The sequence below is a fragment of the Sphingomonas changnyeongensis genome, from assembly GCF_009913435.1.
In the GTDB taxonomy this organism is placed as follows: Bacteria; Pseudomonadota; Alphaproteobacteria; order Sphingomonadales; family Sphingomonadaceae; genus Sphingomonas_B; species Sphingomonas_B changnyeongensis.
This window is the reverse complement of sequence record NZ_CP047895.1, coordinates 463,832-479,781: the sequence shown is the minus strand read 5'-3', so window position 1 is coordinate 479,781 and position 15,950 is coordinate 463,832. Positions and strand designations below refer to the sequence as shown.

The 15,950-nt window shown below is 70.8% G+C and carries 16 protein-coding genes, 1 tRNA gene and 1 pseudogene; 12 read left to right on the top strand and 6 right to left on the bottom strand.

What is annotated here, in order from left to right; all coding sequences use genetic code 11:
- Positions 1-140 precede the first annotated feature (140 nt).
- From infA to GVO57_RS02380, 7 genes and pseudogenes are all read left to right on the top strand, one after another.
- Positions 141-359 carry a translation initiation factor IF-1 gene (gene infA, locus GVO57_RS02410; RefSeq protein ID WP_003049127.1) on the top strand — a complete coding sequence of 73 codons (219 nt, stop codon included), beginning with the start codon at positions 141-143 and terminating at the stop codon, positions 357-359.
- On the top strand, positions 356-952 hold the full coding sequence (locus GVO57_RS02405; RefSeq protein ID WP_201752674.1) for a Maf family protein: 597 nt from the start codon (positions 356-358) through the stop codon (positions 950-952). Before infA ends, GVO57_RS02405 begins: the two co-directional genes overlap by 4 nt.
- Positions 945-1,936, top strand: a pseudogene (locus tag GVO57_RS02400) (ribonuclease). The gene GVO57_RS02405 and the pseudogene GVO57_RS02400 overlap by 8 nt, the downstream one beginning before the upstream one ends.
- On the top strand, positions 1,890-2,099 hold the full coding sequence (gene yacG / locus GVO57_RS02395; protein ID WP_407695701.1) for a DNA gyrase inhibitor YacG: 210 nt from the start codon (positions 1,890-1,892) through the stop codon (positions 2,097-2,099). Before GVO57_RS02400 ends, yacG begins: the two are co-directional and overlap by 47 nt.
- A gap of 29 nt (positions 2,100-2,128) precedes the next feature.
- Positions 2,129-2,204: transfer RNA gene (locus GVO57_RS02390), tRNA-Phe, on the top strand.
- Between the two features lie 242 nt (positions 2,205-2,446).
- Positions 2,447-3,151 carry a formylglycine-generating enzyme family protein gene (locus GVO57_RS02385; protein WP_160591530.1) on the top strand — a complete coding sequence of 235 codons (705 nt, stop codon included), beginning with the start codon at positions 2,447-2,449 and terminating at the stop codon, positions 3,149-3,151.
- A gap of 133 nt (positions 3,152-3,284) precedes the next feature.
- Entirely contained in the window at positions 3,285-5,012 is a 1,728-nt protein-coding gene (locus GVO57_RS02380) for a WD40 repeat domain-containing protein (protein ID WP_160591528.1), read from the top strand.
- 45 nt (positions 5,013-5,057) lie between these two features.
- Here the strand turns inward: GVO57_RS02380 and GVO57_RS02375 are convergent, their stop codons facing one another.
- Genes GVO57_RS02375 through GVO57_RS02365 form a run of 3 tightly spaced genes read right to left on the bottom strand, consistent with a single transcriptional unit; the run spans position 5,058 to position 7,884 of the window.
- The gene (locus GVO57_RS02375) at positions 5,058-5,660 is read right to left on the bottom strand and encodes an NADPH-dependent FMN reductase (protein WP_160591526.1); all 603 of its coding nucleotides are present in this window, start codon (positions 5,658-5,660) and stop codon (positions 5,058-5,060) included.
- Entirely contained in the window at positions 5,657-7,570 is a 1,914-nt protein-coding gene (locus GVO57_RS02370; protein WP_160591524.1) for a WD40 repeat domain-containing protein, read from the bottom strand. The genes GVO57_RS02375 and GVO57_RS02370 overlap by 4 nt, the downstream gene beginning before the upstream one ends.
- Positions 7,570-7,884, bottom strand: a complete 315-nt coding sequence (locus GVO57_RS02365) for a hypothetical protein (protein WP_160591522.1) — start codon at positions 7,882-7,884, stop codon at positions 7,570-7,572. The genes GVO57_RS02370 and GVO57_RS02365 overlap by 1 nt, the downstream gene beginning before the upstream one ends.
- Positions 7,885-8,034: 150 nt before the next feature.
- Between GVO57_RS02365 and GVO57_RS02360 the strand changes: the two genes are divergently transcribed.
- Genes GVO57_RS02360 through GVO57_RS02350 form a run of 3 tightly spaced genes read left to right on the top strand, consistent with a single transcriptional unit; the run spans position 8,035 to position 11,634 of the window.
- Positions 8,035-10,209, top strand: coding sequence for a class I SAM-dependent methyltransferase (locus GVO57_RS02360; protein ID WP_160591520.1), 2,175 nt, complete (start codon positions 8,035-8,037; stop codon positions 10,207-10,209).
- Positions 10,206-10,622 (top strand): VOC family protein, encoded by a 417-nt coding sequence (locus GVO57_RS02355; RefSeq protein WP_160591518.1) that lies wholly within the window; start codon positions 10,206-10,208, stop codon positions 10,620-10,622. The genes GVO57_RS02360 and GVO57_RS02355 overlap by 4 nt, the downstream gene beginning before the upstream one ends.
- A complete protein-coding gene (locus tag GVO57_RS02350; RefSeq protein ID WP_160591516.1) occupies positions 10,612-11,634 on the top strand; it encodes a methyltransferase in 1,023 nt (340 codons plus the stop codon). Before GVO57_RS02355 ends, GVO57_RS02350 begins: the two co-directional genes overlap by 11 nt.
- 21 nt (positions 11,635-11,655) lie before the next feature.
- Here the strand turns inward: GVO57_RS02350 and GVO57_RS02345 are convergent, their stop codons facing one another.
- Entirely contained in the window at positions 11,656-12,102 is a 447-nt protein-coding gene (locus GVO57_RS02345) for a VOC family protein (protein WP_160591514.1), read from the bottom strand.
- Between the two features lie 129 nt (positions 12,103-12,231).
- On the bottom strand, positions 12,232-12,906 hold the full coding sequence (locus tag GVO57_RS02340) for a hypothetical protein (protein WP_160591512.1): 675 nt from the start codon (positions 12,904-12,906) through the stop codon (positions 12,232-12,234).
- 303 nt (positions 12,907-13,209) lie between these two features.
- On the opposite strand from GVO57_RS02340, the gene GVO57_RS02335 reads away from it, so the two are divergent.
- A complete protein-coding gene (locus GVO57_RS02335) occupies positions 13,210-13,515 on the top strand; it encodes a glycine zipper 2TM domain-containing protein (protein ID WP_160591510.1) in 306 nt (101 codons plus the stop codon).
- Between the two features lie 37 nt (positions 13,516-13,552).
- On the opposite strand, the gene GVO57_RS02330 is transcribed toward GVO57_RS02335, so the two are convergent.
- On the bottom strand, positions 13,553-14,803 hold the full coding sequence (locus GVO57_RS02330; protein WP_233281438.1) for an MFS transporter: 1,251 nt from the start codon (positions 14,801-14,803) through the stop codon (positions 13,553-13,555).
- Positions 14,804-14,930: 127 nt separating this feature from the next.
- Between GVO57_RS02330 and GVO57_RS02325 the strand changes: the two genes are divergently transcribed.
- On the top strand, positions 14,931-15,899 hold the full coding sequence (locus tag GVO57_RS02325; RefSeq protein WP_160591506.1) for an isopenicillin N synthase family dioxygenase: 969 nt from the start codon (positions 14,931-14,933) through the stop codon (positions 15,897-15,899).
- Positions 15,900-15,950 lie beyond the last annotated feature (51 nt).

The following is a 15,950-nucleotide window of genomic DNA, read 5'->3' as shown; positions in this document are numbered from 1 at the left end:
CCGGGCGCGGCGTCAACCGGCTTGGGGACGGACGGATCGGGGAACGGATGCCTTCCCCCCGGCGGCCTTTGCCTTTTCGGCCCCGCTCCGCTATGGCGGCGCGATTTTCAAACACCCTCAAAACCCAGGAAAGCTGCTCATTGGCTAAGGAAGAACTTCTCGAGATGCGCGGGCAGGTTGTCGAACTGCTGCCCAATGCGATGTTCCGCGTGCGCCTGGAAAATGATCATGAGATCCTCGGCCATACCGCCGGCAAGATGCGCAAGAACCGCATCCGCGTGCTGGTCGGCGACGAGGTGCTCGTCGAACTGACGCCTTATGATCTGACCAAGGGCCGGATCACCTACCGGTTCAAGTGAGCGCCGCGCCCGCTGCGCGCGCGCCGCTGATCCTCGCTTCGGCCAGCCCGCGCCGTCTCGACCTGCTGGCGCGCATCGGGGTCGTTCCCGATGCGGTCGATCCCGCCGATCTCGACGAAACGCCGCTCGCTGGCGAGCTGCCGGCGCGCTATGCCGCGCGCCTTGCGGCGGCCAAGGCGGCGCTGGTCGCCGCCCGTCATCCAGGCGCGCTCGTGCTCGGGGCCGATACGGTGGTGGCGGTCGGCCGGCGCATCCTGCCCAAGGCCGAGACCGAGGCCGAGGCGCGCCACTGTCTCGAACTGCTGTCCGGCCGCCGCCACCGCGTGCTGAGCGCGGTGACGCTGATCGACGGGGCCGGCACCGCCCGGCACCGGCTGTCGACCAGCATCCTCAGTTTCAAGCGGCTGACCGGCAGCGAGATCGCCGCCTATCTCGCCGGCGGCGAGTGGCGGGGCAAGGCCGGCGGCTATGCGGTGCAGGGCGCCGCCGAAGCCTTTGTCCGCCATCTGGCCGGCAGCCATTCGGGCGTCGTCGGCCTGCCGCTGTTTGAAACCCGCGCGCTGCTGGTCGCGGCCGGGCGGCTGGATGGGTGAATGGGTCTTTGAACAGGGGATTGGCGAGGCGCGCGCCGCGCTGATCCAGGGCGACGCGATCGTCGAGGCGCGGATCGAGCGGCCGGGCCTGAGGCTGGGCACCATCGCGCCTGCACGGCTGATCGAACGGCGCGGCACCCGCGCGCTGGTGCGGCTGACCGGTGCCGCTGACGGCGGCGAGGCGCTGCTCCAGCCGGTGCCCGCCGGGCTGAGCGAGGGGGCGGCCCTGGTCGTCGAGATCGTGCGCGAGGCGATCCCCGAGCGCGGCAATCCCAAGCTGCCGCTGGCGGTTGCATGTGCGGCCGATCCTGCGCCCGATCCCGCCCCGGCCCGTCGCTCTGCGCGGCGATCGGCCCGGCGCATCTGCTGCGCGCGCATGAACCCGATCGGCTCGAACAGGCCGGCTGGTCCGAACTGGTCGAACAGGCGGCGACCGGGCTGGTGCCCTTTGTCGGCGGCCTGCTGCGCATCTCGGTCACCCCGGCGATGACGCTGATCGACATTGACGGCGATCTGCCGCCCGCCGACCTCGCCCGGCGCGGGGCGGCGGCGGCGGGGGCGGCGATCCGCCGCTTCGACATTGGCGGATCGATCGGCCTTGATCTGCCGACCCTGCCCGACAAGGCGGCGCGCCAGGCGGCTGCGCAGGCGCTTGATTCGGCACTGCCCGCGCCGTTTGAACGCACCGCGGTCAACGGGTTCGGCTTTCTGCAGATCATCCGCCGCCGCCTGCGCCCGTCGCTCCCCGAACTGGTGCAGGCCGATCCGGTGCGGACGGCGTCGCTCGCCCTGCTGCGCCGCGTCGAACATGGCCGTCCGCCGCCCGGGCCGCTCACGCTCGTCGCCGCGCCGCCGGTGATCGACCTGATCGGCGCCGAGCCGGGCTGGACCGACGAACTCAGCCGGCGGCTGGGCGCGCGCATCGGCTTGCGCGCCGATGCGTCGCAGACCATCTGGGGCGGACATGCCGAACCCGACCGCTGACCGCTGCCCGCTTTGCGCCCGTCCGACCGCGCCGGACCATGCCCCGTTCTGCTCGCGCGGGTGCCGCGACCGCGACCTGCTCAACTGGCTGGGCGACGGCTATCGCCTGCCCGGCCCGCCGGCTGAAAATCCTCTGGACAGAGGCGAGGAGCCGCCGCTATAGCGCCGCCTCCACAGCGTTCGCCGCTGTGCGCCCAGGTAGCTCAGTTGGTAGAGCATGCGACTGAAAATCGCAGTGTCGGCGGTTCGATCCCGTCCCTGGGCACCATAATCCCCCGCTGAACAGCTTCGTTTCAAGGCGTCTTGCGCGGCGCATCTTGGCCGGCGTCGGGAGACGCATTTTCCTCCGCTTTGGCCGTGAAAGGCGGCAATCCTCTGTCAGAGCGGACCGGGATCGGCTGGCCGCATGGGCGCGCTTCGCCCAGTCTGCTCCCGCTTGCCCGGCCGGCCCGCCCCGCGTTCCCCGCGTCGCCGGCCGGGCGGCGCGACCAGAGCCTGACAGGGGGGAGAATGACCGCACCGCCCATCGCCGCTGTCCGCGCGGCCAGTCCCGCTGGCCCTGCTCGCGCTCCGGACCCCGCCCGCCCGGACCCTGCCCGCGACGCGGTGTTCGACATGGTGGCGATTCCGGGCGGCGATGCGCCGATCGGATCGACCATGGCGGAAATGGCCGCCTGCATCGCCGACTGGCGCGACCGGCTGGTCGATCCGCGCTACCGCGCCGCCTTTGGCGACTGGATTGCCAAGGAATATCCGCGCCACAGCGTGCGTATCGCGCCCTTTGCCATCGGCCGTTTCCCGGTCACCAACGACCAGTATCTGCCCTTCCTTGCCGCGACCGGCCGGCCGGCCCCCGAATCGATCCGCATCGGCGCGCCGGGCGATCACCCGGTCTGGGGGGTCGAGGCGATAGATGCCGATGATTTCGCAGCCTGGGCATCGGCCATGACCGGCCGGCGCTTTGCCGTGCCGAGCGAGGCGCAATGGGAATGGGCGGCGCGCGGGCCGGACGCGCTGATCTATCCCTATGGCGACCGGTTCGATGCCACGCGCTGCAACACGCGCGAGGCGGGGATCGGCACCACCACCCCGGTCACTGCCTATCCGGGCGGTGTCTCGCCGTTCGGCGTGTGGGACATGGCGGGCAATGTCGAGGAATGGGTTGCCGATCTTTATGCCCCTATCCCGGCGGGCGCTGGATCGACGATGATCTGACCGCCCTGTCGGGCGGGCATTACCGGGTGCTGCGCGGCGGCTGTTTCGCGCTGGGCGGCGATCTGGCGCGCGGCGCGCGCCGCCACGGGCCGCATCCGGCGGCGCCCTTTCGCCATCGCGGGTTCCGGCTGGCATGCCTGTGATTGATCTCGCCCAGCCGGTCAGCGCGGCCGCTGCCATCGCCCACCGGTCGCCGATCAGCGGCATCGACTGGGACGGCGGCGGCCATGTCGCGACCGCCGGCTATGACAGCCGGCTGATCCTGTGGGATGCTGAACGCCGCGCCCCGCTGCACGTTGCCCGGCACGACCATCTGGTCAACCAGTGCCGGTTCAGCCCCGACCAAAGGCTGATCGTGAGCGCGAGCAGCGACCATCTGGCGCGCATCTGGTCGGCGGGCGACCTTGCCCCGGTCGCGGTGCTCGCCGGCCACCGCGACGATGTCGAAATGGCCAGCTGGAGCCGGTGCGGGCGGTTTGTCGCCACCGCTTCGCGCGACCGGATGATCCGGCTGTTCGACCGCACGGGCGCGCTGCTCCGCACGCTTCAGGGGCATGAGGTCGATGTGCTGTCGGTCGAATGGCTGGCCGGCGGCACCGAGCTGGCCTCGTCGAGCGACGATGGCACGATCCGCCGCTGGCGGGCGGACAGCGGCGCGGAAATCGCCTGCCACCGGCCGGGGGTCGAGACCGACACCATCGCCATCGCCCCCGATGGCCGGATCTTTGCCGGCAATGACGCGGGCGAGATCCTGGTGATCGGCCCCGGCGGCGCGGAGCGGGTGCCCGCCCATGCGGCGGGGATCAAGCGGCTGGCGCTCGACCCGACCGGCCGGCGGCTGGCGAGCGCCAGCTATGACCGCACGGTCAGGCTGTGGACGGTCGGCGGCGATGGCCGGCTCTGTCCTGAACAGACGACGGAGGCACCGCCGGTCGTCTGGCTGCGCGCGGCCTGTTTCGCCGGGCCCGACCGGCTGGTGTTCGGATCGTTCGGCAGCGCCTATGCCGAATATGACGCGGCGGCGCGGCGCTGGCGCACCGATCATATCGGCGACACGCCGGGCCTCAATGCCTGTTGCCTGATGGACGGCGCGGTGTTCGCGATCGGCGATGCCGGCGTCGTGCGCCGCGACGGCGTGCCGGTGCGCGCGCTCGGCAGCCTGTGCAACTTCCTGCACCCCTGGGGCGCGATGCTGGTGACCGGCGGCCAGCTGGGGCTGGTGTTCGACGCGCTGACCGGCCGGATTCTCCACCGCCATCACGCGCCTCTCAACTGCGCGGCCAGCTGGGGAACGGGTGAAGATGCGCGGCTGGTGATCGGCACCTATACGGGCGAGGGGCTGGTCTTCGCCCCCGGGCCGGACGGGCCGGTTCTGCTGGGCACGGCCCGGCTGCACGACAATGCGGTCAAGGGGCTTGCAGCCGGGGGCGGGCAGCTGTTCAGCGTCTGCGCGACCGGCGCGGCCGCGGTGCATGCGACCGCCGATCTCGCCCCGCTGGCCCTGATCGCCGGCGCGCATGACAAAATCGCCAATGGCGTCGCCGCGCTGCCCGACGGGCGCTTCGCCAGCGTCAGCCGCGACCTGACCCTCAGGCTGTGGCGGGACGGCGTGGCCGAGATCGTCGCGACCCCGCACGATCATTCGATCAAGTGCCTGGCGGTGCTGCCGGGCGCGCGCGCCATCGCCACGGGATCCTATGACGGCCGCATCGCCATTTATGACTGGGGGAGCGGGCGCTGGCCGGTCATCCGCCAGATCAGCCGCTTCGGCGTGTCGTCGCTGGTCGCCGATCACGACGCCGGGGTGTTCATCGCCAGCTGCTATGGCGGGCGCACCTATCGCGTTCCGCCGAGGATATGATCGGGCCGCCAAGGATATGACCGGGCCGCCGCAGGCGCTGCCCGGCTACATGCCGTAAGGCAGGATGTCGAACCGCCTGACCCCGCTCGCCCGGACGGCGCGCAGTGCCAGCGCATATTCGCCGAGCACCGCCAGCGCGTAATCGATGCGGAAGCGGATATAGGCATCGTCCTCCGACGCCGGCTCCGCGCCGTTCAGCACCTCGGTCACGCGGCGGACGATCACCTGTTCGGGGGTGTAGCAGATCTGGGTGTCGCGCGTGCTGCTCATCCGCAGCTCGGCCGCAGGCGCGGAGCCGCCATTGCCCGACGACACGGCAACGATCATCGCCGGCCGGTCGGCCAGTTCATGGCCGGTGCAATAGAGGAAAAAGTTCTTGAGCGCGGGCGGCACCATGCCGTTCCATTCGGGCGTCACCAGCACCAGCGCATCGGCGGCCTCGATCGTCGCGCGCAGCGGTGCCCAGGCCGCATCCTGCGCGGGCAGGGCGACGGGATCGTCGGTCCACAGCGGCAGCGGCTGGTGTTCAAGGCTGATCGTCTCGGCCGCCATGCCGCGCGCGGCGGCTGCCTGCGCGATGAACGCCGCGACCTTGCCCGACTGGGCGTTGGGCCGCTGGCTGCCGGCGATGATGGCGGTGCGGATCATGGCATGTCCCTCAGCAATGCGGGCGCGACCGGGCCAAGCGCCAGCAGCCGTTCATTGTGGATGCGGAAACGGTGGGCGGTGCCGCTGCGCCCATAGGTGATGAACTCGAGCGGATAGGCGGCGGGATCGCCGGGCCGGTCGAGCCAGGCCAGCCCCTTCGAAAAATCCGCCTGATCGGGGACGACCGACAGCTTGGCCCCGGTTGCAAAATCGCACAGCACCAGCTCGGTCCGGTAATTGACCAGCACCAGATAGCGCTGGGCGGCGTCCCAGATGAAATCCTCGATCGTATTGCCGCATTCGCCGACATAGGGATCGGACCGGCCGGTGCGCGGATCGAACCGCAACAGCTCGCCGGTCTGGACATGGATCAGCCGGTCGCCGCACCATTTCATCCGTTTCGGGCGCGACGTCCGGCCCCAGCGCATCACCGGGCTGAGCGTGTCGGCCTCGGCGATCACCAGCTCGCCGCGCCGCTCGGCAAAGGCGACCAGGCCCAGCCCCGGATGATGCGCGAGCGACCAGATCGGCTCGCGCAGCGCATTGGCATAGGCGGCCTCGATCGTCCCCTGATGCGTGTCGATCCGGTAGACCCGGCCCGCCTCGGTGCAGACCAGCGCCTGATCGCCGCCGGGCATCACCGCCAGGTCGCGCAGCTCCTCGTCCAGCGTCATCACCGTCCGCGCCCGCGCATTCGGCGTCCCCGGGGCCGGCAGGGCGAGCAGCGCGCCGTTTTTCTGGGCGAGCAGCAGCTCGGGCTGCCCGTCCGGGCCGGTGGCCATGGCGATGCGCTTGGCAAAGCTCGCCCCGTGCCCGGGCGGCTTGGCGCATAGCCGGTCGGGGACGAGCGGCACCGCGCCGGTCACCGGATCCGCCGGGCCGAGCGTCATCCGCCGCACGCCCGACCCTTCGCCGGCGAACCACAACGAATCGCCGTGCCGCACGCTCGACCACACCGTGTCGGGCGTGTCCTTCAGCACCGCAGCCGTTGCGCCGGTCGCAAGATCGACCTTGTAGAGCCCGCCGTTGAAACAGTGCGCGATCAGCGTGTCGGGCGCGCGTTCGAGCGTCCTGATCCAGCGCATCTTGTAGGGCGCGCGCCATGCATGGCCGCGCCAGTCGCCGGTCGCCGGATCGATTTCATAGACCTGCCCGTCAAAGCCCGCGGCAAAGGCGCGCCCGGACACCGGGTTGAACGTCACATGTTCCAGATCGTCGCGCGTCAGCCGGTGGCCGCGCAGCGGCGGCCGCCGCCCTTTCAGATCGAGACGGATCACATACAGCTCGTCGCAGGCGACCAGATATTCCTCGTCGCCCAGCGGCTCGAACCAGTGCAGGTTGAAATCGCCGAGCGTCCAGGATTTGAGCTCGACCCCGTCGCGCGACAGCACCGCATGGCCGCCCGCCGCGCTCAGCAGCGCCGCCCCGTCCTCGACATAGCGCAGCGTGACCAGATCGATATCGCCGTGAAAGCGGGTGCAGTGGCGCACGCCCAGCCGGCCGGCGGCGAAATCCATCTCCAGCACGCCCGACGCGCCCGAGCGGACGGCGAGCCTTGGTTCATAAGGGTGGAAGGTGAGCGCCTGGCTGAGCGACTGGGTGGGCGGCACCGGCACCGGATCGTTGCGGCACGGCGTGTCGCGGAACGAGAAACGGTCGACCAGCCGCAACCGCCCGTCGGTGCCGCGTTCGATCAGGCTGACCTGGCGGTCCATGCCCATCGCGGCCCAGAAGGGCAGCCGGGGATGGGCCGCGACCGCCTCGATCGCGCCCAGATGCGGGCGCAGCCGGTCCGATATGGTGAAATCGTCGATCGCGACCGACAGGATTTCCCCGCCCATCGTCCCCGCCAGCAGATGAACCTCGCCGGGGGCGACGGCGAAACAGCCGATCTTTGCGGACGTCTGCATCAGGAAGGATCCGTGTCCAGAAAGGGGCTGTTTCGCCGCCGCTGCGGCTGGCCGTCAGATGACCTGGCGGATGGTGAAGCCATGGCCGAGCAGAGTGGGCGGGGGGCCTTGCGCGCTTCCTCGGCGGGGACGGTGACGACCTGTTCGTTGAACAGCGTCTGCATCACATAGCGGAACTCGGCATCGTTGAGTTCGGTGCCCAGCCCGGCCCGGAATGTCTTGAGCGCCGCGTGCAGGCCGTCAAGATTCTTTTCGCCGGCACTGGTTTTCAGGCTGTTGAGCGCCTTGGATGATTTGTCGAGATCGAGAATCATGTCCGTTCTCCTCCCTTGAAGCGGCGGGTTTCGTCACTGTGCCGCGCCGTGATTGCTAGTTTTCCGGTGTCCGGCCGGTCAACGGGATGGCCGCCAAAACGGAGTCAGTTGCCGTTCAACCGGTTGGCCGGAGCGCGATAGGATTGGCGCATGGCCCGAACCGCCGGATATTTACTTGCGCAGCAGCCCGAACGTCTGCCGGCCATGCCGGATGGCCCGGCGGCGGCAGCCGCGCCGGCGGGGGTGGCGGCGCGGGCTGTTGCGGGGTCTGTTCCGGGGGCGGTGCTTGCCGATCTGGCCGGGCGGCACGCTTTATCGGGGCTGGTGTTCGCGATGGTCGATGCCGGGCTGGATGCGGCGCTGGCCGCTGGGCCGCGGTCGCTCGCGGTGCTCGTCCACGCGACCGGGATCGGGCCGGAGGCGCTGCGCCTGTTGCTGCGGGCGCTGGCGGGGCAGGGGCTGGTCGAGCCGGTGGACGGCCGGTGGCGGCTGGCCCGTCACCTGGCCGGGGCCGTGCCGGCCGCGCATTGGGCCGAACTGGCTGCCCACCGCGCGGAGAACCGGGTCTGGCTCGATATCGCGGCAATCCTGACCGCGCGGATACCGGCCCCCGACAGCTATCGCCGCGAATTGCTCGACGGCCGCATTGCCGGCCGTCCGGGGCTGCGGGCGATGAACCGTGCGTTTGCCGGCCAGCTGGTCGACCGGCTCTGCGGCTGCGCCGCGCCGGCGCGGGTCCTCGATCTGGGCGGCGGCGATGGTGACATGGCCGCCGCGCTGCTCGCCCGCGATCCGGGGCTGCGCGTCGATATTCTCGATCTTGCATCGGGCTTTGCGCCCTCGGCCGCGCTCGCCCGGCGGGTCGGGGCGCGGCTTGGCCGCATCACCGGCGATGCGCGCACCACCCGCCTGCCCGCACGCTATGACCTGGTGATCGTCAATGAGCTGCTGGAGCTGTTCGGGGCCGCCGACAAGCGGGCGATCCTGGGCTGTGGGGTGGCGGCGCTGGCCCCAGGTGGGCGGATCGCGGTCGTCAAATTCACGCTTGATCGCATGCGCACCGATCCGCCGTCGGGGGCGCTGTTTTCCCTGCGCATGCGGCTGAAGACCGGCGATGGCTATCTGGAGAGCGACGATGAGGTTGAAGACATGCTGCGCGCGCTGGGCTGCGCGCGGATCGGCCGGATCGATCTTGACGGGATCAAGACGGTGATCGTCGCCGATGCCCCGGCGCCCGCCGCGTCCCCCGCGCCGCGCGCCGCATCCGGCCCATCGCCCGCGCCCGCAGCTGTAACGGCTGTATCGGGCGATCCGGCGGCGCTGCCATGGGGCGAGCTGGTCTCGCTTGCCACCGCGTTTCGCCTGTCATGCGTGATGCAGGCCGCGCTCGATCTCGACCTGTTCGCCCTGATCGGCCCCGCCGGCGCGCGGGCCGATACGGTCGCAGCGGCGGCGGGGATGGACCCGGTGGCTGCGCGCGTGCTGCTCGACGGGTTGGTCGCGATCGGCCTGCTGGCGCGCGACGGCGCGGATTATCTCGTTCCCGCCGGGCTGGAGCGGCTGGCCGGCGACTCGCCCGGATCGATCCGTGGTGCGCTGCGCGCGTTCCGCACCGAAAACCGCGTCTGGCTGGAGCTGGCCGACATGCTGCGCGCGCCGGGCGAACGGCCGCGCGCCGCCCGGATCATGGAGGCGGCGGGCCTGCCCGATTATCTGGCGGCGGTCGGCCAGGCCAATCAGGCCGAGGCGGCGGCGCTGGTCGCGGCGCTGGCCGACGCTCTGCCTCCGGGCGTGCCAGGGCCGCGCCGCGCGCTCGATCTGGGCGGCGGCACGGGCCTGTTCGCCGAGGCGCTGTGCGCCCGCTGGCCCGATCTGCGCGTCACGCTGCTCGACCGGGACGAGGTGATCGCGCGCCACCGTGCCGCGCCGCCGCCCGGGCCGCTCTGGACGCGGATCGATCCGGTCGTCGGCGATGCCCGCGATCCCGCCGCCGCGCCGGGGCTGGTGCCGGGGTTCGACCTCGTGCTGCTGAGCGACCTGCTCCACTATTTCGCGCGCGACGAAAAGGCGCAGATCCTGGCGCGTGCAGCCGCGCTGCTGGCCCCTGGCGGGCGCATCGCGATCGGCAAATTCGCGCTTGATGCGGATGGCGTGACGCCCGGCTCTGCGGCCTTGCTGTCGTTGCGCCTGCATGTGCAGCGGCCAGGGGCCTATCTGGAAACCGATGCCGAGGCCGAGGCGCTGCTCACCGCGGCCGGATTGGCGGGCGCGCGGACGATCAGGCTCGGCGCGCACAAAAGCCTTGTGACCGGACAGCGGCCATGACCGCCTATCTGGAACATGTGCAATATGTCGCGCCCGATCTGGATGCGCTGATCGGCTTCTACACGCGGCTGTTCGACTGGCGGCTGCGCGGGCGCGGGCATGAACGCGCCGCCGACCGCAGCTATGACTGGGTCCATATCGGCGACGATCAGAGCTATCTCGCCTTTCGTTCGCCCTATGACGGGGCCGACTATGGCCCGGACCTGGCGCTGCGCCAGACGCATATCGGCGTCGTCGTCCTCGATCTGGCGGCGGTGATCGACCGGGCGCGGGCCGAGGGGGCGCAGGTGACGCTGAAGCCGCCGCATCCGTCGCGGCTGCGCGCCTATCTGCGCGATCCGGCGGGCCATGAGATCGAACTGGTCCAGTATCTGACCGCCGATCCGCGCGCGCGCCACGCCTATGACGACTGAGGCGGCACCGGCCCCGCCGGACGATCCCGACGATCTGGGGGCGGCGCTCGACCGGCTGCTCGCCGATGCCGATATCTGGCGGTCGCGCGCGCTGATCAGCGCGGCGGAGCTTGACCTGTTCACCGCGCTCGGCCGCCACGGCCCGGCACCGGCGGCAACGCTTGCCCAGGCAATCGGCTGCGATGCCCCGGCGCTTGCCCGGCTGCTCGCCGCGCTTGACGAGATGGGCTATGTCGCCCGGCACGGTGACGCCTATGTCAACCGGCCGGTCGCTGCCGCCTTTCTCGACCGCGCCGGGCCTTATCATATCGGCTCATGGCTGCGCCTGCACGGAGCGGACTGGGCAGCCTGGGGCGAGCTGACGACGATCCTGCGCACCGGCCAGCCGCCCCGCACCGGCAGCCTGTTCGACGATCCCGGCCGGCTGGCGGTGCTGCTCCACGCCGCGCATGAACGGGCGATGCTGTTCCACGTCCCCGGCGCGGTGGCGGCGATCGATCCGGCGCGGTCGCGGCGGCTGATCGATGTCGGCGGCGGTGCGGGCAGCTATGCGCTGGGCCTGTGCGCGGCCAATCCGGCGCTTGATGCCGTGCTGTTCGATCTGCCCGCCGCCATCGCCGTCGCGCGCGACACGCTTGCCGGCGATCCCGCCGCCGCGCGCATCGCCTTTCTGCCTGGCGATTTCCACCACGACCCGCTGGGCGGGCCTTATGATCTGGCGCTCATCAGCAACGTCCTGCACGGCGAGCCGCCCGAGGCGGCGGCGGCGCTGATCGGCCGGGTGGCGGCTGCGCTGGAGCCGGGCGGGCGGATCGCGATCCGCGACAATTTCCTCGACGATGACGGGACGAGTTCTGCCGGCGGGGCGCTGTTCGCGCTGGTGCTGATGGTCGAAACCCGTGCCGGGCGCCCTTACCGCGCGGGCGAGGTGGCGGCGATGCTCTGCGCCGCCGGGTGCGCGACCATCGACCGTCCCGCGCCTGCCGTCATGATCGGCACGCTGCCCGCCTGACCGGGGGCGGGCCGGGCCGGGTCAGACCCCGCCCCCGCCCGACAGCGCCGCCCAGTGCGGATCGACATGGCCGGTATCGACGCCGATATGCGAATAGACCTCGATGATATGGCCGGTCGGATCGGCGAAATAGAGCACGGTGCGGAGGCCGTCGGGCGTCACATAGGTTTCGGGCAGGCCCGTGGGCTGCGGCCCCACCACCTGGGGAATGCCGGCGCTGGCGAGCCGCGCTTCCCAGTCGCGCACCCCGTCCGTCGTTGTTTCAATCCCGAAATGGAAGCGCGGATGCGCCGCCATGTCGGGCGCCGCTTCGATGAAAAAGGCAAAGCCCGCCCAGTCGAGGATCACCTTGCCCGGCCGCAGATGGCGGACATAGCCAAGCCCCAGCCGCCGGACATAGAAATCGAGCGATTCGTCGAAATCGCGCACCGGCAGGTTGAGATGGCTGATCCGCCCCATGGCGAGCATCGCATGTCCTCCCCGGCAACCGGCTGTCGTCGTGGGGGCAAGATTAGGGGGCAGCTAGCCCGATGCGAAGCCGGGCTTGCGCCGATTCGGTGCGATCTCCGGTGGCAGTGCAGCTTTACCGGGCGGGCGTCAGCCCTCGCGGACGCGCCCGCTCAGCCGGGCGACCAGCCCCTGCCACTTCACGCGGCGCGAGCGGCGCTGGCGGACGGCGATGCCGATCGCCCCGAAGCCGGCGATCAGCTGCGCCCACATCGCCAGTTCGGGCACGGCGGCGAGGTTGGTGACGCTCAGATTGCCCATCTCGATCTCGCTGGTGATCGCGGTTGCCGGATCGAACGTCCCGCGAAAGCCGGGGCCTTCGTAAAGATCATAGCCGAAATGGCTGATGGTGAAGCTGTTGCGCCGGATGCGCAGGTCGCCCCCGGCATTTTCCATCGTCGAGAAATAGTCGCTGAGCGGATCCGCGCCGGTCGTCAGCCGGGGCGGGGCGAGCGCGCCCAGCTGATCGGCGTCCGAGGTCCAGCTGATGCCGGCGAGCCGGAAGGTCGCCTGATTGCCATTGAACATGGCAACCGTCTGCCCCGCGCTCGAACCCGTCGGCAGCGTGTAGCGGAACGTCGCCACGATCTCGTCGCCGACGCGGATCGGGCTGGTCGCGCCCGGCCGGGTCAGCGGCGTGACGAACTCTTCCGTCACGATGCCGCGCACGGTGGTGATGAACGTCGCGGCCTGTGCGGCCGCACCGATCAGCATCGCGGCCGCGAGGCCCAACCCCTTTGCTGCGATCCCCGTCACGATCCGCATCTTCGCACCCCTGTTCAACATTGCCCGGCGGCCGGACACGTCGGTCCGGCCCGGGCCTGAAGGCCTGTCTGCCGTGCAAACTAGCGCGTTCCAAGCAAATGCGGGGTTAACACGGGCGTGCCGCCGCTTTGCGCCGAAACGAGACAGGGTTGCGGGGAACCGGGCAGCGGGGACGGGTGTTGCGGGCAGAACCGGTCATCCCTGTCAGGTCCGTTGCCGCGCGTTCAGCCATGGGCTGCGATGATCGCCCCATGCCCGGTTACAGGGCGATATGATCTTTGAGTGCAACATCAGGAGTTGAACATGCGTGTCCTGACCCTTTCCCTCGGTGCCGCGATGCTGGCCGTGCCGGCGGCGGTCCTGCCCCTCGACAGCGCCGAGGCGCAGGCTCGCGAATGGCGGGGCCGCGACGGGCGGATTTATTGCCGCCGCCCCAACGGCACCACCGGGCTGATCATCGGCGGCGCGGCGGGCGCGCTTATCGGCCGTGCGGTCGATGGCGGGCGCGACCGGACGCTGGGCACCGTGGTGGGTGCGGCGGGCGGTGCGCTGCTCGGGCGCGAGATCGACCGCGGCGGCAAGCGCCGCTGCGCGCCGCTCAGGCGCTGATCCGTCTGTCAGGTCAGGGGCGCGGCCGCGTCCCCGGTCAGGCGGGATGGAACAGCCGGCCGCGCTCGACCATGGCGATGATGGCGAGCGCGGCCACACCCGCGATCACCGCGCCAGCAAAAAGCGGCCGGGTCGTGCCGTCAAATGCCTGGCCGATCATGATGCCGATGCCCGCCCCGGCGAGGATCTGGATCAGCCCCTGAACGCTGGAGGCCATGCCGGCGATCCGCCCCATCGGCTCCATCGCGATCGCGGTCATGTTGGCCGTGGCCAGCCCGAAACAGGCAAGCGCCGCCGCCTGCAGCACGGCAAAGCTCAGCAGCGTTTCCCAGCCCGCCAGGCTGATCCCAAGGTGGACGAGCGCGAGCACGACATAGGCGGCAAGCGCCCGGTGCGACACATGGCGCGGGCCAAGCCGGGTCACGATCCGCGAATTCAGATAGGCGGCGACCCCCATTGCCGCGGCGCTCGCGGCAAACACCGCCGGGAACAGCGCGGGGGCGTGGAAAATCGTCTCGAAAATCTGCTGGACCGACAGGATATAGCCGTAAAGCGCACCGAGCAGCAGCGTGCCGGCGAGTGTGTAGCCGATGGCGATCCGGTTGCCGATCACCGCCGCAAATCCCCGGCCGAGCGCGGCGAGGCTGAACGGCACCCGGCGGTCGCGCGGCAGGGTTTCGGGCAGGCGGATCGCCGCCCACACCATCACCGCCAGCCCGGCGGCCGCCAGCACGGCGAAGATCGCGCGCCAGGGGGCGACCAGCAGGATCAGCTGGCCGATGCTGGGCGCGAGGATCGGCGCGGCGAGGAAGACGATCGTCGCCAGGCTCATCACCCGCGCCATTTCCGCCCCCGCAAACCGGTCGCGCACGATCGACACCGCAAGCACGCGCGACGAGGCGGTCACCAGCCCGCTGGCCGCGCGCGCGGCGACGAGCAGCGCAAAGCCGCCCGCGCTCGCCGCCACCAGATTGCAGATCAGGCCGAGCGCAAGGCTGCCCAGCAGCACCGGCCGGCGGCCGAACCGGTCGGACAGCGGGCCATGGACGATCTGGCCCAGCCCCATGCCGAGCACGAAGGCCGAGACCACCCATTGCCGGTCATTGGCCGCACCGACGCCCAGATCGGTGCCGATCGCGGGCAGGGCCGGCAGCATCGAATCGATCGCCAGCGCCGTCATCGCCATCAGCGCGGCGATCAGCGTGACGAACTCGCCAAAGCCCGGCTGGCGCAGGCGGGATGGAGATTGCGGCCGGGCAGGCGGAGCGGGGGGATTCGGGCGGGGCACGGCGTCCGCCATGGCCCGGCAGGGGCGGGCGCGAAAGGGGGCGCGCTGAAAAAGCCGGGGCGGCAAAAACGCGGGTCGGGGCAAAAACGGATATTCAAAGCCCGGCTTTGCCGCTTAGGAAGGTCGCATGATCGATACAGACACAAGCACGATCCCGCCGCTGTCGCTGGCCGAACAGGACCAGGACCCGGCGGGCTTTGCCGCCCGGCTGGGCGGTTCCTTCGAACGTTTCGGCTTCGCGGTCGTGTGCGACCATGGCATCGACGCGGCGCTGATCGACCGGGCCTGGGCGCTGACCCGGGAGTTTTTCGCGCTGCCGGCGGCGGTCAAGGACCGCTACCACATTGCCGGCATGGCCGGTCAGCGCGGCTACACGCCGTTCGGCATCGAAACCGCCAAGGGCGCGACCGAAACCGACCTGAAGGAGTTCTGGCATGTCGGGCGCGACCTGCCGGCCGGTCACCGCTTTGCCGCCGATATGCCCGCCAACCTCTGGCCCGAAGAGCTGCCCGCGTTCCGGGATGTGTTCCAGGCGCTGTTCGCCCAGTTCGACCGGGCGGGGGCGCGGCTGCTGGCGGCGATCGCCCGCCATCTGGGGCTTGCCGATGACTGGTTCGTGCCCGCGGTCGCCGACGGCAACAGCGTGATGAGGCTGCTGCATTACCCGCCGGTGTCGCCCGAGGCGCCGGGCGTCCGCGCCGGCGCGCATGAGGATATCAACCTGATCACGCTGCTGCTTGGCGCCGAGGAAGCCGGGCTGCAGCTGCTCGACCGCGACGGCCAGTGGCTGGCCATCGACCCGCCCGAAGGGGCGCTGGTCGTCAATGTCGGCGACATGCTGCAGCGGCTGACCAACCATGTGCTGCCCTCGACCACCCACCGGGTCGTCAATCCGCCGCCCGAACGGCGGGGCGTGCCGCGTTATTCGATGCCCTTCTTCCTGCACCCGGCCCCGGATTTCGTCATCGAGACGCTGCCCGGCTGCATCACGCCGGACCGGCCGAATCGCTATCCCGAGCCGATTTCGGCGCAGGGCTATCTCAATCAGCGGCTGCGCACGCTCGGCTTGCTGAAGGATGACGGGGTCGCGGGCTGAGGCCCGGCCCCGAACCCCACCCCGGGCAAATGCGGAGGTGGCGCGCCGGGC